19 protein-coding genes and 1 pseudogene are annotated in these 25723 nt (G+C 73.4%); 12 read left to right on the top strand and 8 right to left on the bottom strand.

Going from position 1 to position 25723, the window contains the following annotated elements:
• Positions 1 to 96 precede the first annotated feature (96 nt).
• A complete protein-coding gene (locus ACIQZO_RS24580) occupies positions 97 to 2256 on the bottom strand; it encodes a RecQ family ATP-dependent DNA helicase (protein WP_403629652.1) in 2160 nt (719 codons plus the stop codon).
• 120 nt (positions 2257 to 2376) lie between these two features.
• Between ACIQZO_RS24580 and ACIQZO_RS24575 the strand changes: the two genes are divergently transcribed.
• The 7 genes from ACIQZO_RS24575 (at position 2377) to ACIQZO_RS24545 (ending at position 12689) form a co-directional block, all read left to right on the top strand.
• On the top strand, positions 2377 to 3642 hold the full coding sequence (locus tag ACIQZO_RS24575; RefSeq protein WP_403629650.1) for a DUF4192 domain-containing protein: 1266 nt from the start codon (positions 2377 to 2379) through the stop codon (positions 3640 to 3642).
• A gap of 209 nt (positions 3643 to 3851) precedes the next feature.
• Positions 3852 to 5840, top strand: coding sequence for a glycogen debranching N-terminal domain-containing protein (locus ACIQZO_RS24570; RefSeq protein ID WP_403629649.1), 1989 nt, complete (start codon positions 3852 to 3854; stop codon positions 5838 to 5840).
• Positions 5841 to 5960: 120 nt separating this feature from the next.
• Positions 5961 to 6707 carry an NUDIX domain-containing protein gene (locus tag ACIQZO_RS24565; RefSeq protein ID WP_403629646.1) on the top strand — a complete coding sequence of 249 codons (747 nt, stop codon included), beginning with the start codon at positions 5961 to 5963 and terminating at the stop codon, positions 6705 to 6707.
• Between the two features lie 137 nt (positions 6708 to 6844).
• Positions 6845 to 8626 (top strand): ATP-binding cassette domain-containing protein, encoded by a 1782-nt coding sequence (locus tag ACIQZO_RS24560; RefSeq protein WP_403629644.1) that lies wholly within the window; start codon positions 6845 to 6847, stop codon positions 8624 to 8626.
• A 136-nt stretch (positions 8627 to 8762) separates the two neighbouring features.
• Positions 8763 to 9704 (top strand): FadR/GntR family transcriptional regulator, encoded by a 942-nt coding sequence (locus ACIQZO_RS24555; RefSeq protein WP_403629642.1) that lies wholly within the window; start codon positions 8763 to 8765, stop codon positions 9702 to 9704.
• 372 nt (positions 9705 to 10076) lie between these two features.
• Complete coding sequence (locus ACIQZO_RS24550) at positions 10077 to 11660, top strand: RNA polymerase sigma factor (protein WP_403629639.1); 1584 nt, start codon at positions 10077 to 10079, stop codon at positions 11658 to 11660.
• Positions 11661 to 11762: 102 nt separating this feature from the next.
• The gene (locus tag ACIQZO_RS24545) at positions 11763 to 12689 is read left to right on the top strand and encodes a serine protease (protein ID WP_403629636.1); all 927 of its coding nucleotides are present in this window, start codon (positions 11763 to 11765) and stop codon (positions 12687 to 12689) included.
• Positions 12690 to 12798: 109 nt separating this feature from the next.
• Here ACIQZO_RS24545 and ACIQZO_RS24540 read toward each other — a convergent pair whose 3' ends face one another.
• On the bottom strand, positions 12799 to 13032 hold the full coding sequence (locus tag ACIQZO_RS24540) for a hypothetical protein (protein WP_030016583.1): 234 nt from the start codon (positions 13030 to 13032) through the stop codon (positions 12799 to 12801).
• A gap of 448 nt (positions 13033 to 13480) precedes the next feature.
• On the opposite strand from ACIQZO_RS24540, the gene ACIQZO_RS24535 reads away from it, so the two are divergent.
• The 3 genes from ACIQZO_RS24535 (at position 13481) to ACIQZO_RS24525 (ending at position 17853) form a co-directional block, all read left to right on the top strand.
• A complete protein-coding gene (locus ACIQZO_RS24535) occupies positions 13481 to 15601 on the top strand; it encodes a type IIA DNA topoisomerase subunit B (RefSeq protein ID WP_403629634.1) in 2121 nt (706 codons plus the stop codon).
• 174 nt (positions 15602 to 15775) lie between these two features.
• Complete coding sequence (locus ACIQZO_RS24530; protein ID WP_403629631.1) at positions 15776 to 16264, top strand: DUF485 domain-containing protein; 489 nt, start codon at positions 15776 to 15778, stop codon at positions 16262 to 16264.
• Positions 16261 to 17853, top strand: a complete 1593-nt coding sequence (locus ACIQZO_RS24525) for a cation acetate symporter (protein WP_403629629.1) — start codon at positions 16261 to 16263, stop codon at positions 17851 to 17853. The genes ACIQZO_RS24530 and ACIQZO_RS24525 overlap by 4 nt, the downstream gene beginning before the upstream one ends.
• A 6-nt stretch (positions 17854 to 17859) precedes the next feature.
• Here ACIQZO_RS24525 and ACIQZO_RS24520 read toward each other — a convergent pair whose 3' ends face one another.
• From ACIQZO_RS24520 to ACIQZO_RS24500, 5 genes are all read right to left on the bottom strand, one after another.
• A complete protein-coding gene (locus ACIQZO_RS24520; protein ID WP_403629626.1) occupies positions 17860 to 18561 on the bottom strand; it encodes a response regulator in 702 nt (233 codons plus the stop codon).
• Positions 18558 to 20159, bottom strand: coding sequence for an ATP-binding protein (locus ACIQZO_RS24515; RefSeq protein ID WP_403629624.1), 1602 nt, complete (start codon positions 20157 to 20159; stop codon positions 18558 to 18560). Before ACIQZO_RS24515 ends, ACIQZO_RS24520 begins: the two co-directional genes overlap by 4 nt.
• Before the next feature lie 87 nt (positions 20160 to 20246).
• Positions 20247 to 20741 carry a cupin domain-containing protein gene (locus ACIQZO_RS24510; RefSeq protein ID WP_403629621.1) on the bottom strand — a complete coding sequence of 165 codons (495 nt, stop codon included), beginning with the start codon at positions 20739 to 20741 and terminating at the stop codon, positions 20247 to 20249.
• Between the two features lie 30 nt (positions 20742 to 20771).
• Positions 20772 to 21194 (bottom strand): DUF4267 domain-containing protein, encoded by a 423-nt coding sequence (locus tag ACIQZO_RS24505; RefSeq protein WP_403629619.1) that lies wholly within the window; start codon positions 21192 to 21194, stop codon positions 20772 to 20774.
• 70 nt (positions 21195 to 21264) lie between these two features.
• Complete coding sequence (locus ACIQZO_RS24500; protein WP_403629617.1) at positions 21265 to 21936, bottom strand: hemerythrin domain-containing protein; 672 nt, start codon at positions 21934 to 21936, stop codon at positions 21265 to 21267.
• Here ACIQZO_RS24500 and ACIQZO_RS24495 point away from each other — a divergent pair.
• Positions 21935 to 22786: pseudogene (locus ACIQZO_RS24495) on the top strand (BTAD domain-containing putative transcriptional regulator); the annotation flags it as partial. The gene ACIQZO_RS24500 and the pseudogene ACIQZO_RS24495 sit on opposite strands and share 2 nt — an antisense overlap.
• Before the next feature lie 992 nt (positions 22787 to 23778).
• Positions 23779 to 24417, top strand: a complete 639-nt coding sequence (locus ACIQZO_RS24490) for a hypothetical protein (protein WP_403629850.1) — start codon at positions 23779 to 23781, stop codon at positions 24415 to 24417.
• Here ACIQZO_RS24490 and ACIQZO_RS24485 read toward each other — a convergent pair.
• Positions 24414 to 25664: a citrate/2-methylcitrate synthase gene (locus ACIQZO_RS24485; protein ID WP_403629614.1), complete on the bottom strand. Its 1251-nt coding sequence runs from the start codon at positions 25662 to 25664 to the stop codon at positions 24414 to 24416. The two genes, ACIQZO_RS24490 and ACIQZO_RS24485, sit on opposite strands and share 4 nt — an antisense overlap.
• Positions 25665 to 25723 lie beyond the last annotated feature (59 nt).

Raw genomic sequence — 25723 nt, 5'->3', positions numbered from 1 at the left:
TGAGCGTGCGGCAACGAGCAATTGACGCCGCCGACCGGAATTCGCCGGTATGCCGTTCATATCCTTGCCCCGCCACGCCGAAGATGACGCATTCGGCTATCCCTGAAGCGCCAGCACCAGCGGGTACACCTCATTCGCGCCTGCCCGCCGCAGCAGCCGGGCAGTCACCGCGAGGGTCCACCCGCTCTCCGCGCGGTCGTCCACGAGGAGCACCGGGCCCGCGGCCTCGGCCAGCGCCTTGGCCAGAGCCGGGGGCACGGTGAGGGACTGGTGGAGTCCCCTCACGCGCTGTGCGCTGTTCGAGGACACCGAGCCGAACTCCGGGGCCTGGTCCGTGTACGCGACCGTGCCGAGCAGTGGCATCCGTCCGATCTCCGCGATCCGCGCGGCCAGCGAACCGATCAGCTGCGGGTGGCTGCGCGAGGGCAGGGCGACCACGCCCACCGGCCGGGCCGGGGCGTCCGGCGCCCCCGAGGCCCAGCCGCCGGGGCCCCGGGCCCAGTCGGCCAGCACCGCGACCACGGCCTGCGCGACATCGTCCGGAATGGGCTGGTCCGGAGCCTGCGGGGCGAGCATCGGGCGCAGCCGGTTGCCCCATCCGATGTCGGACAGCCGGCCGAGAGCCCGGCCGGTCGAGGCCTGCTCCCCGGCGGAGATACGCCCCTTGAGGTCGACGCCGACCGCCGCGAGCCCGGTCGGCCACATCTTGCGCGGTTCCAGCTCCACGCCCGGCCGGCCGAGCTCGCCGCGAGCGGTGTCCAGCGCGGTGGTGGAGACCTCCGCGGTGAACCGGGCCCCGGCGCAGTTGTCGCAGCGGCCGCAGGAGGCGGCCTCCTCGTCGTCGAGCTGGCGGCGCAGGAATTCCATCCGGCAGCCGGTGGCGGCGGCGTAGTCCCGCATGGCCTGCTGCTCCATGGCCCGCTGGCGGGCGACCCACGCGTAGCGCTCGGCGTCGTAGGCCCAGGGCTCGCCCGTCGAGGTCCAGCCGCCCTTGACGCGGTGCACCGCGCCGTCGACGTCGAGCACCTTGAGCATGGTCTCCAGCCGGGTGCGGCGCAGATCGACCAGCGGCTCCAGCGCGGGCAGCGACAGCGGTCGGCCGGCCTGGGCCAGGACGTCGAGGGTGCGGCGCACCTGCTCCTCCGGGGGGAAGGCCACCGAGGCGAAGTACTGCCAGATCGCCTCGTCCTCCCGGCCGGGCAGCAGCAGGACCTCCGCGTGCTCCACACCACGGCCGGCGCGGCCGACCTGCTGGTAGTAGGCGATGGGGGAGGAGGGCGAGCCGAGGTGCACCACGAAGCCGAGGTCGGGCTTGTCGAAGCCCATCCCGAGGGCGGAGGTGGCCACGAGCGCCTTGACCCGGTTCGCCTGGAGGTCGTCCTCGGCCTGCTGGCGATCGGCGTTCTCCGTCTTGCCGGTGTACGAGGACACGGTGTGGCCGCGGTGGCGCAGGTACGTGGTGACCTCCTCGGCGGCCGCCACGGTCAGCGTGTAGATGATTCCGGAGCCGGGGAGGTCCCCGAGGTGGTCGGCGAGCCAGGCCAGCCGGTGCGCCGCGTCGGGCAGGGTCAGCACCGCCAGGCTCAGGCTCTCCCGGTCCAGCGGGCCGCGCAGCACCAGCGCGTCGGTGCCGGCCCCGGTACCCAGCTGTTCGGCGACGTCGGCGGTCACCCGGGCGTTGGCCGTAGCGGTCGTGGCGAGCACCGGGACGCCCGGCGGCAGGTCGGCCAGCATGGTCCGCAGCCGGCGGTAGTCGGGGCGGAAGTCGTGCCCCCAGTCGGAGATGCAGTGCGCCTCGTCCACCACGAGCAGGCCGGTGGCGGCGGACAGCTTGGGGAGGACCTGGTCCCGGAAATCGGGGTTGTTGAGCCGCTCGGGACTCACCAGCAGGACGTCGACCTCGCCGGCCGCGACCTCGGCCTGGATCCCTTCCCACTCCTCGGGGTTGGCGGAGTTGATGGTGCGGGCGCGGATCCCGGCCCGGGCCGCGGCTTCGACCTGATTGCGCATCAGCGCGAGGAGGGGGGAGACGATCACGGTGGGGCCGGCGCCGCCCGCCCGCAGCAGCGAGGTGGCGACGAAGTACACCGCGGACTTGCCCCAGCCCGTGCGCTGCACCACCAGCGCCCGGCGCTTGTGCGCGACGAGGGCCTCGATCGCCCGCCACTGGTCTTCGCGCAGCTTGGCGGCGCCCGTGGGGTCGCCCACGAGACGGGCGAGTACGGAGTCGGCCGAGGACCTCAGGTCTGCGTTCATGCCCCCATGCAACCTGATGCCTCCGACATCGCGCCAATGCCGCCCCGGGCCTGTGGACAGTGGCACCGGGAGTTATCCACAGGGCTTTCGGGATCGGATCATGCGCGGGACCTTCGTGACATGACGAACAACCACGAATCACGCACCCCGTCCGACCGGCCCTCCATCGTCCCGGCCGGGGCGCCCACCGGACCGCAGATCACCCTGCGCAGCCCGGCCGAGCTGGCCGATGCGCTGCCCTACATGCTCGGCTTCCACCCGACCGACTCCCTCGTGATGGTCGCCGTGCACGGCGCAGGCGGACGCTTCGGCGGCCGGCTCCGCGTCGGTATCCCGAGCACGCCCGCGGAGTGGGAGGACACCGCCCGACAGGTCGCCGACTGCCTGATCAGGGGCAGCGAACGGCGCGCCGGCAAGCCCGACGGCATCGTCGTCTACCTCTGCCAGGAGCCGGGGCCGGAGGAGGGCGGCCGGGAAGTGATGAACCGCCTGCGGCCGCTAGCCCAGCGCATCCGGCTGGCCTGCGGCGCACTGGACGTGCCGGTGCTGGAGGCCCTGTGCCTGTCCACGGGGCGGTTCTGGTCCTACGTCTGCCCCGACGAGCGGTGCTGCCCGGCCGAGGGCAGCCGACTCGCCGCCGTCGGCACCTCGGTGCTGGCCGCGACGGCCACCTTCGCCGGGCTTCAGGTCCGGGGCTCCCTCAAGGAGATCGAGGGCAGGCTGGCGCCGCGGCGCGGGGCCGTGGCCGACGAGGCGGAACGGGCCCTCGACCGGGCCGCCTCCGCGCTGATGCCGAGGATCCTCGACGGGGCCACCCGCGAGGAGGTCGGCGCCGAGACCATCGCCCTGGCGCGGACCCTGATGCGGCGGCTGACCCTGGCCCCGCCCCTCGAGGGCGGTGCCCAGGCCGACGACTGGGACGACGCGCTGCTCGGCCACGACGAGGCCGCCTCGCTGATCCTCGGACTCCAGGACCGCGAGATCCGGGACATCGCGGCGGAGTGGATGGAGGATGAGGAGGCGGCCCCGGCCCTGCGGCTGTGGCGGGCCCTGGCCCGCCGCTGCGTCGGTGCGTACGCCGAGCACGCTGCCGCCCCGCTCACCCTCGCCGGCTGGGTCTGCTGGTCCACGGGCGACGAGCCGACCGCCCGGATCGCCTTCGGTCTGGCCCTGCGCGCGGATGCCGAGTACCGCTTCGCCCAGCTGCTCCACCACGCCTGCAACGAGGGGATCGACCCCGAGGGGCTGCGGCAGTGCCTGCGGGACGAGCGGTGCCGTCGGGAGCCCCGGCGAGAGCGCTCCTCGGCGGTCACCCGCCCGCCCGGCCGGCGCGGCAGGGCGACCTCCCGCCGCAGGTCCCGCCGCACCGCGGGGAGTGAGCAGTGAGCGCCGGTCGGCCCTCGCGCGGCGGCCCGGGGCGGCTGCTCCGGTGCCTTCCGGGCCTGCTCCCCAAGCGCAGGCCCCAACCCCGGCACGCCCGCCCGAGGCCCGGGCCCGTGACCCGGGCGGGGGCGGGGGCGTTCTGCTGGGGGGTGGTGGGGGCCCGGCCACGCCGCCGCCCAGCTGAACCGACCGGCGCGCAGACAAGGCGACACATGTCTCACCTCGCACCTACCCGCCCGGCCGGCGTGTCCACTGCCCGCCGGTCCGAACTGCCGCCCGTGCACGGCGCCCTCATCTGCGTCGCCGCGCCCTGCCTGGTCATCTCCCCGGATCACGGCCAGCTGACCGGGCGGGGGATCGACGGGATCTACCGGTCCGGGCGCCGTCTGCTCTCCCGCTGCGTACTGCGGGTCGGCGGCCGGGACCCGGTCGCCGTGCAGGGGCGCAGTCTCGGTGCGGACCGGGCGGCCTTCACCGCGACGGTGCGCACAGGTGCCGAGCCCGGTCCCGACCCCGACATCGGGGTGGAACGGGTCCGGCACGCGGACGGCACCGAGCGGATCACCCTGCGCAGTTTCACGGCCCGGCCCCTGCGCCTGCCCGTGGAGGTGCTCCTCGGCACCGACCTGGCGGAGCTGGCCGCGGTGGCCGCCGGCCGGACCGGGCCGGAGCTGCCCGCCGGGGTGCACGCGGCCGGCCTGCGCTGGAGCACCGGCGAGGCGCAGGCCGTGACCGCCGCCGATCCCCCTCCGGACGATGCGCTGGCCTCGGCGGGGCTGCTGCGCTGGCAGCTCGAACTGGCGCCTGGTGAATCCCGCACCATCGAGCTGCGGACCACGCATCACCGGGTGGCGCGGGCCTCCGCCGGACAGGTGGCGAACCCGCTGGCCGACGCGCGGGCCGAAGGGGACGACCCGAGGGCCGAGGCGTGGCTGCGGACCAGCGTCGACGACCTGGGGGCGCTGCTCCTGAGGGACCCCGAGGAGCCGGGCGACGCCTTCGCCGCGGCCGGGGCGCCGTGGCGGCTGGGACTGGCCCCGGCGGAATCGCTCTGGGCCGCCCGGATGGCGCTGCCGCTCGGTACCGGTCTCGCCGCGGCCACCCTGCGCATCCTCGCCCGGACCCAGACCGAGGAGCGGGGGCCCGACCTCGGGAAGATCCCGGGCCCGCTCCGAGGAGCGGGCGCCCAGCTCCCCCCGGGGTGCACGGGAACGGAGGCGACCCTCGCCTTCCCCGCCGTGCTGGCCGAGGCCCGGCTCTGGGGCATGCCCGACGAAGAGGTGGCCCGGCTGCTGCCGGCCGCCGAGCGGTGCCTCGAATGGCTGCGCGGCGCACTGGGGGCGGACGGCTTCCTCGCCGACCCCGATCCGGGGCCGCGGCGTTGCGAGACCCAGGCCCACGCCCACCGGGCCGCCGTGCTCGGCGCCGACCTGCTCGCCGCCTGCGGGCGGCCCGGCGCGGACGAGTGGCGGGAGCGGGCGGCCGCGCTGCGGGAGCGGTTCCGGGCCGGGTTCTGGATCGACGGTCCGGCCGGCGGGCGGCCCGCGTCCGCCCTGCACCCCGACGGACGGCCGCTGCCCCGGCTCACGGGGGCCGCCGCCCACCTCCTCGACACCGGACTGCTCAGCGGCGGCCGCCTCGCCCCGGGGCTCCTGGACGGGACCCGCGCCGAGCAGCTGGCCCGGCTCCTCGGAGCCCCCGCCATGGACTCCGGATGGGGACTGCGGAGCATGGCCCTCAAAGAGCCGGGGCACAACCCGTTCGGCCACCGCTCGGGGTCCGTGAGGGCGTACGAGAGCGCGGTGGCCGTGGCCGGCCTGGCCCAGGCGGGCTTCGAGAAGGAGGCCACCGGCCTGCTCAGGGGGCTGCTGGACGCGGCGGAGCGCTTCGGGTACCGGTTGCCGGAGATGTTCGCGGCCGAGCAGCGCACCACGGGCAGCGCCCCCGTGCCGCACCCGGCGGCCTGCCGCCCGGCCGCCGTGGCCGCGGCGGCGGGCATCCACGCGCTGACGGCCCTCGCCGGCATCCGCCCCGATGCCCCCGCGGGCACCGTCGTTCTCGTGCCTCTCCCCGGTGCGCCCCTGGGAGCGCTCCGGCTCTCGGGCCTGCGCGTGGCGGGGGAGCCCTTCGCCGTCCGGATCAGCCGGCTCGGCCTCGGCATGGTGGAGGAGGCTGCCGATGCGCTCCAATTGGGCGGCTGAGCACACTCGCCCCGATCCGGCCGGATCGGGCGCCCGGTCCGGCACCCCCCACCTTCGGGGCAGTGTCTTCAAGGTCACCAAAGCGCTGTTTATCGTCAGGCAGACGACTATGATCGCGGCATGTCGCCCTACGACCCGTCGGCCTATCCGCCCTTTGCCGTCACCGTCGACCTGGTCGTGCTCACCGTGCGGCGCCACGCGCTGTGCGCGCTGGTCGTCCGCAGAGGTGAGCAGCCGTTCCAGGGGCGCTGGGCGCTGCCCGGAGGATTCGTCCGCGGGGACGAGGACCTGGCGGGGGCCGCCGCCAGGGAGCTCGCCGAGGAGACAGGCCTGTGCGCGCACGACCCGGCCCTGCCCGGCGCGGGCAACGGGGCGCACCTCGAACAGCTGGCCACCTACGGTGATCCGAAGCGGGATCCGCGGATGCGCGTCGTCAGCGTGGCGCACCTGGTGCTGGCTCCGGACCTGCCCGCGCCCCGCGCCGGGGGCGACGCCAACAGCGCGCGCTGGGCCCCGGTGGACGAGGTGCTGGCCGACACGGACGAGGACTCCGCGGGGCTCGCCTTCGACCACGCCCGGATCCTCGCCGACGGTGTGGAGCGGGCCCGCTCGAAGATCGAGTACTCCTCGCTGGCCACCGCCTTCTGCCCGCCCGAGTTCACCGTCGGCGAGCTGCGCCGGGTCTATGAGGCCGTCTGGGGGGTCTCCCTCGACCCGCGCAACTTCCACCGCAAGGTCACCGGGACCCCCGGGTTCCTGGTGCCGGCCGGGGGAACGACGACCCGTCAGGGCGGGCGCCCGGCCCAGCTGTTCCGAGCGGGCGGAGCCACCCTGCTCAACCCGCCGATGCTGCGTCCGGAAGTCTGACAGCGCGCCACACGCGGCGACGGCGGCAGTATCGGCATCCCATCGGACCGGTTGCGCCGTAAATCGGACATATCGCGTTATCTTGCTTGCGGTACCCACCCTGCCGCTGAGCGGTCTCACCCCCCGCGAGAGAAGCGATGCTCCAGGCCATCGGACTCACCAGCAAGACCCGCCCCGACGCCCAGCCCCTCGTGGACGACCTCAGCTTCGAGGCCCGCCCGGGGCACGTGACCGCCCTGCTCGGCGAGCCGGGATCGGGCAAGACCACCGCGCTGCGGCTCATGCTCGAACTCGAACCGGGCCGCGGCGTCACCTACTTCCGCGGCCGCGCGCTGCACCGGATCCCGCACCCCGGCCGTGAGGTCGGCGTGCTCCTCGGAGACGTCCCCGGCAACCCCGCGCGGACCGTCCGCAATCAGCTGCGGATGCTCTGCGCCGCTGCCGGGGTACCGGCCTCCCGGGCCGACGCCATGCTGGAGGTCGTCGGCATCGGGGGACTGCGGGACCAGCGGCTCGGCTCCCTCTCCCTCGGAATGGAGCGCAGGGTCGCACTGGCCTCGGCGCTGCTCGCCGATCCGTGCACCCTGCTGCTCGACGAGCCCGGAGCCGGACTCTCCCCCCGCGAACGCGGCTGGCTGCACGGGCTGCTGCGCGGCCACGCCTCCCTCGGCGGAGCGGTGCTCTTCACCACCGACGACGCCAAGGAGGCCGCAAGCAGCGCCGACCGCGTCGTCAGCATCGAGGCGGGCCGGCTCGTGGCCGACCAGGACGCGGCCGAATTCGCCCGGACCAGGCTGCGGCCGCGGGTCGCCGTGCGCACCCCGCACGCGGCCCGGCTGGCCGACGTGCTGGGCCGGGAGGCCCGGGCCGCCCGGCGCTCGGTGGAGATCGTCGCGGAGAGCGGCAGCCGTCTGTCGGTGTACGGCAGCAACTGTGCCGAGGTCGGCGAGGCGGCGTTCCGGCACGGCGTGCTGGTCCACCAGCTCGCCGACGAGACGGGCGATGCCGGTACGCCAGTGGCGCCGGTCCCGGCCGCCCGCACCGAGGCCGGAACCCCGCCGGAGTCCGGCGCGGCCGAGGCCGAGCCCCCCTACGAGCACCCCCGGCAGGTCCGCTCCGGGCGCCCGGCCTCGGCCGTGCGCCGCGTGGGCGGCCCGCTGCGCCCCCTGCGTTACGAGCTGCTCCGGGTCTTCGGGACCGCCACCCCCGTCCTGACCGCCGCCCTCGTGGTCGCCGTATCGGTACTCACCGCCCTGGTGCTGGCCCGGCTCGGGCAGACCCCGCAGAACCGGCTGCTCGCCGCCTGGCCCGAGCTGCTGCCCCTGCCGCCCGCCGCCCTGGGGGCGGGACTGCTCGGCGCGCTGGCCTTCGGCGAGGAGTACCGCTACCCCGCACTCGCCGCCGACCGCGGCACGGTGCCCCGTCGGATGGGGCTGCTCACCGCCAAGCTGGGTATCTGCGCCGCCCTGGCCCTGCTGCTGGGCGCCCTGGCCGTGGTCGCCGACGCCGCCGCGCTCGCGCTCGTCTTCGACAGCGGCCCGCTGCGCTCCCCGGCGGAGTGGATCTCCCCGGCCGTGAGTTGGGCGGGGCTGCTGATCGGCTGCGCCTGGGCAGGTGTACTGGCCTCCGGCGTTTTCCGATCCGCCGCCGCCGGACTGGCCGCGGTGCTCGCCGTACCGGTGATGGTGGTTCCGCTGGTGCGCAAGGCGCTGGAGGGTACGTCGGCGTACCCCTCGACCGGACTCGGGCCCCGGTTGCGCGGCCTGACCTGGGGTCAGTGGCCGCCGGAGGTGGACCGGCTGCTCGTGGGGGCCCTGCGGGTGATGGCCCAACCCGTCGGGACTGCACTCGTGTTGTCGCTGATGGTCCTGTTGTGCGCCTATGGGTTCACCGGACTGCGCAGCCGGGTCCGTTGGTGATCGTTCAGGGTCGGGAGAAGTCGTCGCGGGGACTGTTGCGGTCCGTGTCGCGTCAAGCGACCGCAACTCCCCGCAAAAGGCCCGTTTCTTTACGATAAGTCGTCAATTGCGTGGGTGGCGCCGATCACCCTTTCGTGTGCTTTTCACCAAAGACCTCAAGGGTCGTGGAGGCACGGCCGACAAAGGATTCGTGAGTACCCTTGCGCACACCATGATGACCGCCGCCCGCCACGCCGACTCCGGCCTCGCCGGCCCGGGCGAACTCGACCGCTACCCCTACGCGCAGACCCCCGGGTCCGACCGCGTCGGCGTACCCCACTGGGACGGCGGCGACATCGAGTTGAGCCGTGTCGGCCGCCGGGCGGCAGGTAGCCGCGGACGCGGACTGCACGGCCAACTCGTCCAGCAGCTCGGCCAGATGATCGTTTCCGGTGACCTCGGCGCGGACCGCCCCCTCGTCCCCGAGGAGATCGGCCAGCGTTTCGAGGTCTCCCGTACGGTCGTCCGCGAATCGCTGCGGGTCCTGGAGGCCAAGGGCCTCGTCAGCGCCCGCCCCAACGTCGGAACCCGGGTCCGCCCCGTCGCCGACTGGAACCTGCTCGACCCCGACATCATCGAATGGCGCGCCTTCGGTCCCCAGCGCGACGACCAGCGCCGCGAGCTGGGTGAGCTCCGCTGGACGATCGAGCCGCTCGCCGCCCGGCTCGCCGCCGGCCACGGCCGGCCGGACATCCAGCAGCGCCTCGCCGACATGGTCGAGATCATGGGACATGCCCTCGGCCAGGGGGACGCGATCACCTTCGCGCGCGCCGACAACGAGTTCCACGCCCTCCTCATCCAGGTCGCCGGGAACCGCATGCTGGAGCACCTCTCCGGCATCGTTTCCTCCGCCCTCCAGGTCTCCGGCAGCCCGATCACCGCCTGCGACCGGCCGAGCGAGACCTGCGTCGCGCACCACGCGCGGATGGTCGAGGCCATCGCCGCAGGTGACGCGATCGGCGCCGAGAACGCCATGCGGCAGCTCCTGACGGTTCATCCGGAGGTCGAGCGCGTGGTCCCCGCCCCGCGCGAGCACTGACGGGCGGACGCGCGGGGGCGCGGGGGTGCAGGACGTGTCGCCGGGCCCGGTCGGGTCCGGCGACACCGGCGTGAGGCCCTCTTTCGCGGCGGTTCCGCCCCGGCGGGGCATCGGGTGCGAGGCTATGACCGGCACGGTGCGCACGGGGTGTGACTCGGGCCACGAAGATTGGGCGTAACGCTCTGCGAGGTCACGCGATGACTTAAGAGGTGATGGCCGACGGAGGGAAGACAGCAGCCCTTGGGGGTGCTGTGCAGCTCCCCGGCCCCTGCCCGCGCCGCCGGCCCATCCCCGGTCGGTGGTCGTCGGCTCCGGTCCAGCACCACCAGGCCCGGGGTCGGAAGCCGTTCCCATCGTTCCGAGAGGTTGTTCGTGTCGGCCAGCACATCCCGTACGCTCCCGCCGGAGATCGCCGATTCCGAGTCTGTGATGGCGCTCATCGAGCGGGGCAAGGCCGAGGGGCAGATCGCCGGCGATGACGTGCGTCGGGCCTTCGAGGCTGACCAGATTCCTGCGACCCAGTGGAAGAATGTTCTGCGCAGCCTCAACCAGATCCTCGAGGAAGAGGGTGTGACGCTGATGGTCAGTGCCGCGGAGTCGCCCAAGCGCACCACCCGCAAGAGCGTCGCAGCCAAGAGCCCGGCCAAGCGGACGGCCACCGAGTCCGTCAAGAAGACCGTGGCCGGGACGACGGCAGCGCAGCCCGCGGCCACCGCGGCCCCGGCAGCCGCGTCGGCGGACCCGGAGACCGCGGACGCCCTCGTGGGAGAGCCCGGAACGGAGCCCGCCGCCAAGAAGACGGCGGCGAAGAAGACGGCGGCCAAGAAGACCGCGCCCGCCAAGAAGACCGCGGCCAAGAAGACGGCGGCCAAGAAGACCGCCTCCAAGAAGGGCGCGGACGAGGGCGCCGAGGACGAGACCTCGGGCGAGGGCCCGGACGCAGCCAAGGCCGAGACCGAGGAAGAGGAGGAGGGCGGGGAGAACAAGGGCTTCGTCATCTCCGACGACGAGGACGACGCCCCCGCCCAGCAGGTCGTGGTAGCCGGCGCCACCGCCGACCCGGTCAAGGATTACCTCAAGCAGATCGGCAAGGTCCCCCTCCTCAACGCCGAGCAGGAGGTCGAGCTCGCCAAGCGCATCGAGGCGGGTCTGTTCGCCGAGGACAAGCTGGCGAACGCGGACAAGCTGGCGCCCAAGCTCAAGCGCGAGCTGGAGATCATCGCCGAGGACGGCCGCCGCGCGAAGAACCACCTGCTGGAGGCCAACCTCCGCCTCGTGGTCTCCCTCGCCAAGCGCTACACCGGCCGCGGCATGCTCTTCCTGGACCTGATCCAGGAGGGCAACCTGGGCCTGATCCGCGCGGTCGAGAAGTTCGACTACACCAAGGGCTACAAGTTCTCCACCTATGCCACGTGGTGGATCCGCCAGGCGATCACGCGCGCCATGGCCGACCAGGCACGCACCATCCGCATCCCGGTGCACATGGTCGAGGTCATCAACAAGCTCGCCCGCGTGCAGCGCCAGATGCTCCAGGACCTGGGCCGCGAGCCCACCCCGGAGGAGCTGGCCAAGGAACTCGACATGACCCCCGAGAAGGTCATCGAGGTCCAGAAGTACGGCCGCGAGCCGATCTCCCTCCACACGCCGCTGGGCGAGGACGGGGACAGCGAGTTCGGTGACCTGATCGAGGACTCCGAGGCGGTCGTCCCGGCCGATGCAGTGAGCTTCACCCTGCTGCAGGAGCAGCTGCACTCGGTCCTCGACACTCTGAGCGAGCGCGAGGCGGGCGTGGTCTCGATGCGCTTCGGCCTCACGGACGGCCAGCCCAAGACCCTCGACGAGATCGGCAAGGTCTACGGAGTCACGCGCGAGCGGATCCGCCAGATCGAGTCGAAGACGATGTCGAAGCTCCGGCACCCGTCCCGCTCCCAGGTGCTGCGCGACTACCTGGACTGACCGGACGGCCTTCCACGGTGCGACGGTGGCCGCGCGGGTGCGCTCGGCCACCGGGCATCCCACTCTGGGTGGAGTCATGCACACTCGGAGTCAGGAGGCCTCATGCGTCGTCCCTTTGCCCGTGCTCTGGCGGGAGCGCTGACCCTGGCGGCGGGAGCGGCCGCGGCGCCGCTCGCCCAGGTGCCGCAGGCGGCCGCGGACAGCGTGGTGATCGGCGGGAAGCCGGTGAAGGTGGCCGACAGCCCCTGGGTCGTCGCCCTCGCCAGTCGTGACCGGTTCGGTGGTACGCGGGGCGGGCAGTTCTGCGGAGGTGTCGTCGTGGCCCCGACGAGGGTGCTCACGGCGGCGCACTGCCTGGGAGTCCAGGTGCTGGGCGGCCCGGTCGAGTCCGTGGCCGACTTCCGGGTGATCGCCGGGCGTACGGAGCTGCGGGCGGCCGACGGCCGGGAGATCGCGGTGCGCGGGGCGAGGGTGAACCCGTCCTACGACCCCGTGAGCAATGCCGGGGACCTGGCCGTCCTGGAACTGGCCGAAGCGGTGCCGGCGCACCACGTGCTGCCCATGGCGGAGGCCGGGCACGCCGCCTACGGGGCGGGGACCGAGGCGGCCGTCTACGGCTGGGGCGACACGAGCGGCTTCGGTGACTACGCGTACGCGCTGCGTGCCGCGGCCGTGACGGTTCTGGCGGACGCGGTCTGCGAGCGCGCCTACCCCGGGGACGCGGACGGGCAGTACCGCGCGCAATCCATGGTGTGCGCCGGGGAGAGCGTCGGCGGCAAGGACGCCTGCCAGGGCGACAGCGGCGGGCCGCTGGTGGCGCAGGGGCGGCTCATCGGGCTGGTCTCGTGGGGGCGTGGCTGCGGGCGGGCCGACAGTCCGGGGGTCTACACGCGGGTTGCTCCGCTGGTCGACTTCGCGATGGCCCCGGAGGCGGGCGCGCAGCCCGGCCGGGTCCAGGACGTCCGGTGGGGGGCCCGCAGGGGCTCAGGGCCCGACGCAGGGCCCGTACAGGGGTATCGCACGCCCTAGCGGAGGGTTGTGAACGTGAGGACGGGCGGCACCCCTGGGTTTCAGGGGTGCCGCCCGTCGACCGGCCTAGCCGGTCCTGGCTCGTCGGATGCGAGGTGCAGGCCTTGTGTCAGCGGTCCTCGGGTTCGGCATTGGCAGCCGGAGCGGACGTGAGCCGCTCGGTCTCATCCTGTATTTCCGCGGCGATCTTCTTGAGTTCCGGCTCGAACTTGCGACCGTGGTGGGCGCAGAAGAGCAGTTCACCGCCGCTCAGCAGGACGACGCGCAGATATGCCTGGGCGCCGCAACGGTCGCATCGGTCAGCGGCCGTCAGCGGGGTCGCGGGTGTCAGAACAGTAGTCACGTCGCCTCTTCTCTAGCTCGACGAGCTGTCGTACCAGGGTCAACATCCAACCAGGCCGAAAACGTTCCCGCTCGCGGCTTTTCCTCGAAACTTCCTTCCGAAGCTGGCCGGCTGTTGCCGGTTGGCGGCGAAGGAGCCGTATTGCGTTGCTTTACGGTTTCGCGTTGTCAGTCGTGCGCTTCTTGCAGTTCCATCCTCCCCCGGCACGAGTGCCAGGTTGTTCATGAGGACGTGCCCGAACCCTAAATGGTTCATGCGTGGAAGGGAACGTGATGTTTCCTTCACCCGCGTGGGGGATCGAACATCCGTGCGGATCTGGACTAGGCTGAAGAATGCGCGAGGGTGGCGTTGCATCGGCTCTACCTGGCCTCGGTACCCTTCGAGCGGCACCCTAGCCACCCCTGCGCCCCACCGGGCCAGAAAAGAAATTCAGCGAGGAGCGAACTGCGTGACCGCCGACACGTCCGTGCCTTCCAGCGCGCTGCTGTCCGGAGCAGACCGGGACGGTTCCAACTACACCGCGCGGCACCTGCTTGTCCTCGAGGGGCTGGAGGCCGTCCGTAAGCGTCCGGGCATGTACATCGGCTCGACCGACAGCCGGGGCCTGATGCACTGCCTCTGGGAGATCATCGACAACTCTGTCGACGAGGCCCTGGGCGGCTACTGCGACCACATCGAGGTGATCCTCCACGAGGACGCCTCCGTCGAGGTCCGGGACAACGGCCGCGGCATCCCCGTGGACGTCGAGCCCAAGACCGGCCTGTCCGGCATCGAGGTCGTCATGACCAAGCTGCACGCCGGCGGCAAGTTCGGCGGCGGCTCCTACGCGGCCTCCGGCGGCCTGCACGGCGTCGGCGCCTCCGTGGTCAACGCCCTCTCCGCCCGTCTCGACGTCGAGGTCGACCGCAACAGCGCGACCCACGCCATCAGCTTCCGCCGCGGCGTCCCGGGCATGTTCACCGAGCAGGGTGCCGAGAGCCCCTTCGACCCCGCCAACGGCCTCCGCAAGGTCAAGCGGGTCGTCAAGGGCCGCACCGGCACCCGGGTCCGCTACTGGGCCGACCGCCAGATCTTCCTCAAGGATGCCCGGCTCAACCTGGAGGGCCTCTACCAGCGCGCCCGCCAGACCGCCTTCCTCGTCCCCGGCCTGACCCTGGTCGTCCGCGACGAGCGCGGCGTCGACGGGGCCGGCAAGACCGAGGAGACCTTCCGCTTCGACGGCGGGATCAGCGAGTTCTGCGAGTACCTCGCCCAGGACAAGGCCGTCTGCGACGTCCTGCGCCTGAGCGGCAACGGCACCTTCAAGGAGACCGTCCCGGTCCTCGACGACCGCGGCCACATGACCCCGACCGAGGTCACCCGCGAGCTCGGCGTGGACATCGCCCTGCGCTGGGGCACGGGGTACGAGACCAACGCCAAGTCCTTCGTGAACATCATCGCCACCCCCAAGGGCGGCACCCACGTCTCCGGCTTCGAGCGCTCGGTCGCCAAGACCGTGAACGAGGTCCTGCGCTCGGCCAAGCTGCTGCGCGTCGCCGAGGACGACGTGGTCAAGGACGACGCGATGGAGGGCATGACGGCCGTCGTCACCGTCCGGCTCGCCGAACCCCAGTTCGAGGGTCAGACCAAGGAGGTGCTCGGCACCTCCGCGGCCACCCGGATCGTCGCCGCCGTGGTTGCCAAGGAGCTCAAGGCCTTCCTGACCTCCACCAAGCGCGACGACAAGCAACAGGCCCGCGCCGTGATGGAGAAGATCGTCGCGGCCGCCAGGACCCGGATCGCGGCCCGTCAGCACAAGGAGGCGCAGCGTCGCAAGACCGCGCTGGAGACCTCCTCGCTTCCCGCCAAGCTGGCCGACTGCCGCAGCGACGACGTGGAGCGCAGTGAGCTCTTCATCGTCGAGGGCGACTCCGCCCTCGGTACGGCGAAGCTCGCCCGGAACTCCGAGTTCCAGGCGCTCCTGCCCATCCGCGGCAAGATCCTCAACGTCCAGAAGTCCTCGATCTCGGACATGCTCAAGAACGCCGAGTGCGGGGCGATCATCCAGGTCATAGGAGCCGGCTCGGGCCGGACCTTCGACATCGACGCCGCGCGGTACGGCAAGATCGTGCTGCTCGTGGACGCCGACGTCGACGGCGCGCACATCCGCTGCCTGCTGCTCACGCTCTTCCAGCGGTACATGCGTCCGATGGTCGAGGCCGGCCGGGTCTTCGCGGCTGTGCCGCCGCTGCACCGGATCGAGCTGGTCCAGCCGAAGAAGGGCCAGGACAAGTACGTCTACACGTACTCGGACAACGAGCTGCGCCAGACCCTTCTGGAGTACCAGCGCAAGAACATCCGGTACAAGGACTCGATCCAGCGCTACAAGGGCCTCGGCGAGATGGACGCGGACCAGCTGGCGGAGACCACCATGGACCCCCGCTTCCGCACCCTGCGCCGGATCAACATCGGCGACCTGGACTCGGCCGAGCAGGTCTTCGACCTGCTCATGGGCAATGAGGTGGCCCCCCGCAAGGAGTTCATCACGAGCTCCGCGGCGACCCTGGACCGCTCGCGCATCGACGCCTGATCCGGGTACCGACGCAGCCCGGCGGCGACCGACACCGAACGCTCCACGGCATACCGGCGCTCTTCACTCCATCACCTGTTGGAGTGAAGAGCGCCGGTACACCAGTCCGGAAAGCGGCATTCCGTACATCCTTGTGGGCACGCAGCCAATGCGGCAGCGGACAAGGAGAGTTCGGTGGACAAGTACGAAGGTCGTGACACCGGAACGGTCCGGTTCGACGACCCCTGGTACGACGCGCTGGCCGTCGGGTGGGGCGAGGGTGAGGAAACGTCCCAGCCGGTCACGGCCCCCGGCGGCGGACGCCCCGCTCCCGGCGCGTCCGACATCTACCTCGAAGTGCAGCGCAGCGCGGCCTTCCAGGAGGTCCGAAGCCGCTACCGCAGGTTCGTCGTCCCCGCCACCACCGGGTTCTTCCTCTGGTACGTCGCCTACGTGGTCGCCGCCACCGCGGCGCCCGGCCTGATGGCCCGGCCCGTGGTGGGCGCGGTCAACGTGGCCATGCTGGCGGGGCTCGGCCAGTTCCTCAGCACCTTCCTACTGACCTGGGCCTACGCCCGGCACGCGCGGCTGCGCCGGGACCGGGCCGCGCTCGACCTGCGCTGGACCGTCTTCGAGCAGGAGCGCGGCCAGGAGCGGACCCGGTCGAGGAGGGCGGGCCGGTGACCACCGAGCACCAGACCCTCGCGCTGATCCTGTTCAGCGTCTTCATCGCGGTGACCCTCGGCATCACCACCTGGGTCAGCCGCAACCGGCACGGGTCGGCCGAGGAGTTCTACGCGGGCGGGCGGTTGTTCTCCCCGATGGAGAACGGTTTCGCCATCGCGGGCGACTACATGTCCGCCGCGTCCTTCCTCGGCATCTCCGGTCTGATCGCCCTCTTCGGCTACGACGGGCTGCTCTACTCCGTGGGCTTCCTCGTGGCCTGGCTGGTGGTGTTGTTCCTCGTCGCCGAACTCGTCCGCAACTGCGGGCGCTTCACCCTCGCCGACGTGGTCGCCGCCCGGATGAGCGAGCGTCCGGTCCGGATCGCGGCCGGCACCTCCTCGGTCGTCGTCTCCGTGCTCTACCTCATCGCGCAGATGGTCGGCGCGGGCAGTCTCGTCGGTCTGCTGCTCGGGAGTTCGGGAGCCGTCGCCCGGACCCTCACCGTGGTGGGCGTGGGCGCGCTGATGGTGGTCTACGTGTCCTTCGGCGGGATGCGGGCCACCACCTGGATCCAGATCGTGAAGGCCGTGCTGCTGATGGGCGGGGCGATCACCCTGACCGTCCTCGTGCTGCTGCGCTTCCACGGGAACTTCGACCAGCTGCTCACCAGCGCCGCCGACCGCAGCGGGCACGGCCGGGCGTTCCTGAGCCCCGGCCTCAGGTACGGCGGGGACTGGACCGCCCGCATCGACTTCATGAGCCTCGGTCTCGCGCTGGTCCTCGGGACCGCCGGGCTGCCGCACATCCTGTCGCGCTTCTACACCGTGCCCACCGCGCGGGCGGCCCGCCGCTCGGTGGTGTGGGCGATCGCGCTGATCGGCGGCTTCTACCTGATGACCATCGTGCTCGGCTTCGGGGCGGCCGCCCTGGTGGGGCCGGACGAGGTACGGGCCTCCAACGCCTCCGGGAACACGGCCGTTCCGCTGCTGGCCGCCTTCCTCGGCGGGGGCGCGGGCTCCACCGGGGGCGCGGTGCTGTTCGCCTTCGTCGCCGCCATCGCCTTCGCCACCATCCTGGCCGTGGTGGCCGGCATCACCCTGGCCTCCTCGGCCTCCGTGGCGCACGACCTGTACGCCTCCCTCAAGCGCCGGCACGCCAAGCAGCGCAGCGAGGTCGCGGTGGCCAGGACCGCGGCCGTCGGCATCGGCGCGGTCGCGATCGCCCTCGGGCTGCTCGCCCAGAACCTCAACGTGGCGTTCCTGGTGGGGCTGGCCTTCGCGGTGGCGGCCTCCGCCAATCTGCCGGTACTGCTGTACTCGCTCTTCTGGCGCGGCTTCACCACGCGCGGGGCGGTCTGGTCGGTGTACGGCGGCCTGATCCCGTCGGTGCTGCTGGTGCTGGTCTCGCCGGTGGTGTCGGGCAGTCCGGAGTCACTCTTCCCCGGGGTGGACTTCCAGTACTTCCCGCTCCAGAACCCGGGGATCATCTCGATCCCGCTGGGCTTCCTGGCGGGCTGGCTGGGCACGGTCACCTCGCACGAGGAACCGGACGAGGCGAAGCACGCGGAGACGGAGGTCCGCTCCCTGACCGGCGCCGGAGCCGTCTGAGTACGGTCAGGCCGGCCCCAGGGAGGGCAGCCAGGTGTAGCGGTGCTCGGGGCGGCCGGTCTCGCCGTAGCGCAGGGCCAGGCTGACCCGGCCCGTGCGTTCCAGGAGCTTGACGTAGCGCTGGGCAGTCTGGCGGCTGATGCCGGCGCGATCGGCGATCTGCTGGGTGGACAGGGGGCCTTCGGCGGACAACAGGACCTGGCGGACCAGCTCCGCGGTGGTCGCGGAGTGGCCCTTGGGGAGCTCGTTCGAGGATCCCGCGGCGGCGAGGGCCCCGAAGATCCGGTCCACCTCGGCCTGCTCGGCCTCACCGCCCGTGTCCAGGGCGCGGCGCAGCGACGCGTACGCCTCCAGCCGTGTGCGCAGCCCGGCGAAGGTGAAGGGCTTGACCAGGTACTGCAGGGCGCCGAGGCGCATCGCCGCCTGCACGGTGGCGAGGTCGCGGGCGGCGGTGACCATGATCACGTCGGTGCGGTGGCCGAGTTGGCGCAGGCGCCGGACCAGGTCCAGGCCGTTCTCGTCGGGCAGGTAGTGGTCGAGCAGGACGAGGTCCACCGGATGCGCGGTGAGGAACTCCAGTGCCTCGGCGGCGGAATGGGCCTGCGCCGTCACCCGGAAACCGGGAACCTTCGCGACATACGCCGCGTTGATCAGGGCAACACGCATGTCGTCGTCGACGACCAATACGTGGATCGGGGTCTCGTTCATGCCAGGGCCTCCGGGAGTACGACGGAGAATTCCGCCCCTCCGTCCGCTGCTTCACCGGCCCGGGCGCTGCCGCCCTGCCGCTCCGCGAGGCGGCGTACGAGGGCGAGGCCCAGCCCGCGCTCGCGGTGGGCTCTGGGCTGCTTGGTCGACCAGCCCTCCGTGAAGATCTCCTCACGGCGCGCGGCGGGCACCCCGGGGCCGCTGTCGCGCACCCGCAGCACGGCGGTACGGCCCTCGGCGCGCAGCTCCACCTCGACCAGGGGCGCCGCCGAACCGGCAGCCGCGTCGAGCGCGTTGTCCAGGAGGTTGCCGAGGATCGTGACGAGGCCGCCCGGGTCCACCAGGCGGTCGGGGAGGAGGGTGGCCGCAGCCAGGCGCAACGGGACGCCGCGCTCGGCCGCGACGGTCGCCTTGCCCACCAGAAGGGCGGCCAGCAGGGGGTCGTGGACCTTCTCGGTGACCTGCTCGGCCGTCGTGCGGTGCACCCCGGCGACCTCGGTCACGAACTTCACCGCCTCCTCGTGCAGGCCCAGCTCCAGCAGGCCGAGGAGGGTGTGGAGGCGGTTGGCGTGCTCGTGGTCCTGGGCGCGCAGGGCATCTATCAGGCCCCGGGTGGAGTCGAGTTCGCGGCCCAGGTGCTCCAGCTCGGTGCGGTCGCGCAGGGTGGCGACGGCGCCGCCGTCCTCGGTGGGCATGCGGTTGGCCACCAGGACCCGGGGGCCCTGGACGGTGAGCAGGTCATGGCCGGTGACGCGGCCCGACAGGACGTCCGCGGTGCGGCCCGCCCCGAGCAGGTCGTCCAGCGGGCGCCCCGCACTGCTGCCTGCGGCGTCCGGGGCGAGGCCCAGCAGCCGGGCGGCCTCGTCGTTGACGAGCCGGACCCGGCCGTCCGGGGCGAGGGCGATCACGCCCTCGCGGATGGAGTGCAGCATCGCCTCGCGCTCGGCGAGCAGGCCGGCGATGTCGGAGAAGGCCAGGTCGCGGGTCTGCCGCTGGATCCTGCGGGAGAGCAGGTAGGCGGCGAGCGCGCCCGCCGCCAGGGCGCCGCCCGCGTAGGCGAGCAGACCGGGGATCGCGCCGAGCAGCCGCTCGCGGACGCTGTCGTAGGCGATGCCGACCGAGACGGCACCGACGATCTCCCCGTCGGCCGCGAGGAGCGGGACCTTGCCACGGGCGGAGCGGCCCAGGGTGCCCTCGTCGATCTCCATCACCTCGCGCCCCGCCAGGGCGTCGCTCGGGTCGGTGGAGACGTGCAGCCCGATCCGGTCGGTACTCGGGTGCGAGCGGCGGATGCCGTCCAGGTCGAGCACGACCACGTACTCGGCTCCGGTGGCCCGGCGGATCCGCTCGGCCGAGGCCTGTACGGGGCTGTCGGCCGAGGCCCCGGAGTCCAGCACCCCGGCGGCGAGCGCGGGGTCGGCCGCGGCGCTCTGCGCGATGGCCAGGGCGCGCCGCATGGCCTGGTCGTCGAGCTGGGCACTCAGGGGCGCCAGGAACAGTCCGGTCGCCAGGATGACGACCCCGGCGGCGATGGCCAGCTGGGTCAGCAGGATCTGGGAGACGGCCCGTCTGGGCAGCCCGAGGCGCCGAGCGCTCATGAGGGGGAACCGCATGGGCAGCAACGGTAGGTCCGCCCCGGCGTAAGCGGAATGCTTACGCCCGGCTTGTCGGGTTCGCCACTTCGGTCATGTCCGGGCCGTGGTCCAGGGCTCACTACGGGTGAAGTGGGTGTCGTAGAGCTCCTGGACGTCGAGCAGGGATTCCGGCGGCACCTTGCCGTAGGCGATGCGCTCCAGGTGGCGGAAGTACTCGAACCGCTCGATGCCGGGCGTGATGACGATGAGGATGTCGGCGTTCTCGCCGGGCGCGGCGGCGAAGGCGTGGTCGAGGCCGGGCGGCACGATCACGAGATCGCCGCGTTCCGCCGTGACCACGCGGTCGCCCGACAGGAGCTGCGCGGCGCCGTCGAGCAGGTAGAACAGCTCAGCGGACCGGGTGTGGCGGTGGGGCGCCGCTCCGTTCGCACCGTCCAGCAGGGTGACGCGCTGCGTGGACAGGGCGCCGCCGGTGGAGCTCGCGTCGGCGAGGAGACGGATGGTGGTCGGGGCGGCGCCGATGGTCTCGGCCGCGGCCGAGCGCACGATCACCGGGTCGTCGAAGGAGGGCGTGATCAGGGACATGTCTACCTCTTCCGGTGGGAGCGCGCGGGTTCAGACGGTGGCGGGCTCGGTGGCGGCACGGACGCCGGGGGCCGGGCGCTCGCGCAGGAGGAGTACCGCGGTCAGTGCCACGGCGAGGGCGGTGGCCCCGTGCACGCCGTAGGCCGTGCCGGCGGATCCGCCGTCGGCCAGGACGACCGCCATGTCGCCGGCGGGGACGAAGGTGATCGCCGCCATCGCCCAGCCGAGTGCCCGGCGCTGCCCGGTCACCAGGAGGGCCAGGATGACCAGGCCGGTCCCGACGTCCCGGACACCCTTGACCGCGAGGAAGGCGCTGCCCTCCTGGCGGGGCCAGGTCGGCAGCCCGAAGTCGGCGGCGGTGGCCTGCGGCGCCAGCAGATAGCTGAGGCCGACGTAGAGGATGAACGCGGCGCCTATGCCGGCCAGGGCGGTGGCGAGGTGCTTGAGGGACATGGCGTCTCCTGGTGTGGAAGGTGTGTGCGGGGCAGAGGAGCGGTCGGTGCGGGGAGGCCGGCGGCCGCGTTCAGCCCCGCGCCGTGCGACGCAGGGCGCGGGTCCTGCGGGCGTAGGCGGGCCGTCCCACGGTGTGCCAGAGCAGGCGCCCGGCGAGGGGCAGAGCGGCGAGGACCGAGGCGCGCTCGGCCGGGTCCGCGTCCTCGAGGACCATCCCGAGGAAGAACAGCAGCTTCGGCTTGGCGTGCTCGCGAGGAAGTGCTCGCCCAGCCGCTCCCACTCGTACGTGGACAGGCCCCTCGGCGAGCGGCAGGAGCCCGGCCTCCTCGTCGTCGAGGTGCTCGGCCAGGACCGAACGGTGCTCGGCGAGGAAGGGGACGAGCGCGTCGCGTTCGGCTTCCCCGGCGGTGCGCTCCCAGGCGGTCAGGGCCTCCTCGGCGGCCGTGAGGCTCGCCGCGACCCGTTCGTGCTGGATCTCCATCCGCAGGACGAGGTCCGCTTCGAGGTCGACCGGGGCCAGCAGCAGGGGCCACAGGTGCTCGTCCTCGCCGTGGTGGTGGTTCGTCAGGCCGAGCCGGTAGTCGCGGAAGTGGTCCGCGAGCTCCCGGGCCCGGGCCGTGTCGCCGGGGGCCACCGCGGCGATCAGCTCGACCAGAAGACGGGCCTCGCGCCGCAGGCCGCGGTGGACCACCACCATCTCCTGGGTGTTCGGCCGCTCCGTGTGTTCCTGTGTCGTTCTCATGGCGACAGACTCGGCGCCGGTACATGGAAGGTTCCTGGAAGGGACTTGGAGGCTTCCCGCGCCGTCATTCGGCTGTGTCCCGGGCGGAGTTGACCTCGGTCGCCTACCGTGGACCCGTCATGGTCCACATACGCGTACCGGCTCCCTCACGGCTGAGCGGGACGGTGAGGCGGTCCCGCTGGGCGGCCACCGCCAGCGCTCCGTCCTGGCCCTGCTGGTGTCCGCGCGCGGCAGGGTCGTCTCCGTCGACCGGATGATCGAGGAGCTCTGGCAGGGGGCCGCCCCCGCCCGGGCCGTGACCTCGCTCCAGGCCTACGTCTCCAACCTGCGCCGGCTCCTCGAACCGGGCCGGGCCCCGCGCACCCCCGCCCGGCTGCTGGTGAGCACGGCCCCCGGGTACGCGCTGCGGCTGCCCGATGACGCCGTCGACGCCTGGCGCTTCGAGCGGCTGCTCGGCCGGGCCCGCGACCTCCTGCCCGCCGAACCCGACACCGCCCGGGTCCTGCTCGGCGATGCGCTCGCCCTCTGGCAGGGGCCCGCCTACGCGGACACCGCCGACGAGCCGTGGACCCACCCGGAGATCATGCGCCTCGGGGAGCTGCGGCTGGCCGCCCGCGAACTCTGCGTCGCGGCTGGGCTCCGCGCCGGCGCCGACCTCGCTGGGGCAGTCGCGGAGGCGGCGCTGCTGACCCGTGAGGAGCCGCTGCGGGAGGAGGGCTGGCGGCTGCACGCCCTCGGGCTGTGGGCGGCCGGGCGGCAGGCCGACGCGCTCACCGCGCTGCGCCGGGCCCGTGCGGTGCTCGCCGACGAGGTGGGGCTGGATCCCGGCGCCGCCCTGGTCGAGCTGGAGAGGGCGGTGCTGGCCCAGGACGTGCGGATGCTGCGCGAAGCCACCAGCGGTACGCGCCGGCGCGTACCGCTGTGCGCACCGGGGCCGACATGCCGTCGCCGGGGCCGGGGCTGGGGCCGGGGACGGAGAGAGGGCCGGCGCCGCGTCCGCCCGAGGCGGCGGCCCACGGCGGGGCCGAGCCGTTCGCGGCTGAGTCCGCACGACGTCTCCGCGCTGGCGCACCACTACGTCCGCCCGGCCTCCTCGGCGACGGCGGCGAAGGCCGTCGAGCACTGCCTGCGCGCCGCGCGCCTCGCCGAGAGCCGCTTCGCGTACGACGTGGCCGCCACCCTCCTCGCCGAGGCGGTGGACTGCGCCGACCGCGTACCCGCAGGGTCCGGAGACGACCGCGATGCCGACCGGGCCGAGCTCCTGGGCCGACTGGTACGGGCGCGGATCCGGGCCGGGGCGGTGATGGCGGCCCGCGCCGCGCGGCGTACGGCGAGCGACCACGCGGTCGGGGCGGGCCGGGAGGACCTGCTGGTCCGCGCGTTCACGGCGTGGACCGAGCCGACGCCCTGGCAGACCCGGCCCTACGGGACGGTCGACGCGCCGGTGGTGGAACTGCTCGAAGGCCTGCTGGAGCGGTCCGACCACGAACCCGCAGTACGGTGCCTGCTGCTGGGTGCCTACGCCGCCGAGCTGTCCGACGCCAAGGTGGCCTCCGTACGGGCGGCCGCGCGTGAGGCGCTCGCGCTCGCCGAGGACATCGGGGACCACGCGCTGCGGGCGGGCGCGCTCGCGACCCTGGCCAAGGAACTCGACGCCGACCGCGAAGGGCGCGAACGAGCGGAGCTAGGCGGGGAGCTGGAGCGGCTCGGCGCCGCCCACGACCTGCCCGGCCACCGCTGGTACGGGATGTTCATCCGCTCCACCGCGCTGGCGGCCGAGGGCGACGTGGCCGGCGTCCACCGGCTGGTGGCGCGGTGGACGCGTTCGCGCAGGACTACCGGATGCCCGGCCCGGCCGCCGTCGCCGAGACCGCGGCGGCGACCCTGGCCCATATCGGGGGCCGCTTCGAGGAAGCGGAACGCCTCTACCGGCAGGCGGCCGCCGGGATGGCCCGGCACGGCTCGCCGCACGCCGAGGGGATGATGGTGGTGGCACTGACGACCCTGCGGGCGGGCCAGGGGCGGCTCCCGGAGCTGGTACCGCGGCTGCGCGAGGTGTACACGGCCTTCGGCCCGCAGGCGGGGGACCTGCTCGCGGTCGCGTTGGCCGCCGCGGGAGACGAGCGGGAGGCCCGCGAGATCCTCGACCGGGCCGGACCGCTGCGGACGGACTACTTCTTCAAGGTCTTCGCCACCTTCCGGGCGATGACCCTGGTGATGCTGGGGGAGCGGGCGGGCGTCGACGAGCTGTACGCCGCCCTGCTGCCCTACCGCGACGCCCCGCCGCCCTCTTCCGGATTCACCGTGGCGGTCCGCCCCGTCGCCCGCACCCTCGGCGAACTGGCCCTGCTGCTGGGCCTGGAGGAGGAGGCCGCCGGCCACTTCGCGCGCGCCGAGGCCATCGCCGTGCAGTGGGGCAGTCCGTTGGGGCGGCCCGACGACCAGGCCCGAGGCCCCCGCCGGGGCCGCGGTCCGACCTAGCGGACCGCCGGCTCGGGCATCGGCTGCGGCGGGCGGGGTCCGTGGTACTGCCCGCTCGGCCGCATCCGCAGCGGCCGCTCCTGGTACTCCTCCAGGGCGTGCGCCATCCAGCCGGCCGTCCGGGCCACCGCGAAGACCGTCTCCCCGGCCTCCGCCGGCATTCCGCAGGACACCGTGAGCACCGCCAGCGCCAGGTCCACATTGGCGTGCAGCCCGCCCTGCCGGGCCATCACCGCGGCCACCTTGCGCGCCGCTCCCAGCGCCGGGCCGGCCTGCTCCAGCGTCTCCAGCCGGGCGAAGAGAGCCCGGGCGCGCGGGTCCTCGCCCTGGTACAGCCGGTGGCCGAGCCCCGGGACCCGGCGACCCGCCCGCAGGTACTCCGCCACCACCGGCGCGGCCCCGCCCTGTTCCAGCACCTCCACCAGCATCCGGTGCGCGAGCCGCCCGGACGCGCCGTGCAGCGGGCCCTCCAGAGCGCCGAGCCCGGCGGACACCGCCGCGTACGGATGGGCCCGCGCCGAGGCGGCCACCCGTACGGCCAGGGTCGAGGCCGCCAGATCGTGGTCGACCAGCAGCGCCAGCGCCAGGTCCAGCACGGCCAGAGCGTCCGGGTCGGGCTCCCGCGCCGTCAGCCGCGACCACAGCTGCCGGGCGATCCGGCCGTCTCCGGCCCACCGGTCCCGGCCCGCCGCGGGCAACGCGCCGACCAGGGTGGGGACCAGGGCGCGCGCGGAGCCGAGTACGGCCTCCTCGGACAGGTCGAAGCGCAGCGGATCCGCCACGGCGGCGGCCGCGACCGCCACCCGCAACCGGTCGATGGGGCCGCTGTGTTCGGGCAGTGCGGCCACCGCCCGTTGGGCGGCCGCCAGGGCCTGCGGGGGAGCGGTGAACCGGGCCCCGAGCGGGAGGGCGCCCGTCCAGAGCCACTCGGCGACCTCCTCGTAGCGGTGGCGGGAGGCCAGCTCCACGGCGTCCACGCCGCGGAAGTAGTACCGGTCGGCCTCGATGAGGGTGAGGGCGGTGCGGACGGAGAGGTCCCCGGTGGGGGCGGCTGCCTCGCGCCGGCTCCGCCGGGCCAGCGCCTCCACCTCGGCGGCGTCGAAGCTGCTGCCCCGCCCGGCCGGATCGCGGCGGCTGGTGAGCTGGCCACGGCTGACGTACGCGTACACCGTCGCCGGTTTCACCCCGAGGGCGCGCGCCGCCTCCTGCGTGCTGAGCCTGCGTCCGCCGTCCGTCTGGTCACTCATGACGCACACCCTACAGATGGACGGTGATGTTGATTCGATCAATATTGACAGGCATTGAA

The sequence above is a fragment of the Streptomyces sp. NPDC097617 genome (assembly GCF_044761485.1).
Taxonomy (GTDB): Bacteria; Actinomycetota; Actinomycetes; order Streptomycetales; family Streptomycetaceae; genus Streptomyces.
This window is presented reverse-complemented; position numbering and strand designations above follow the sequence as displayed.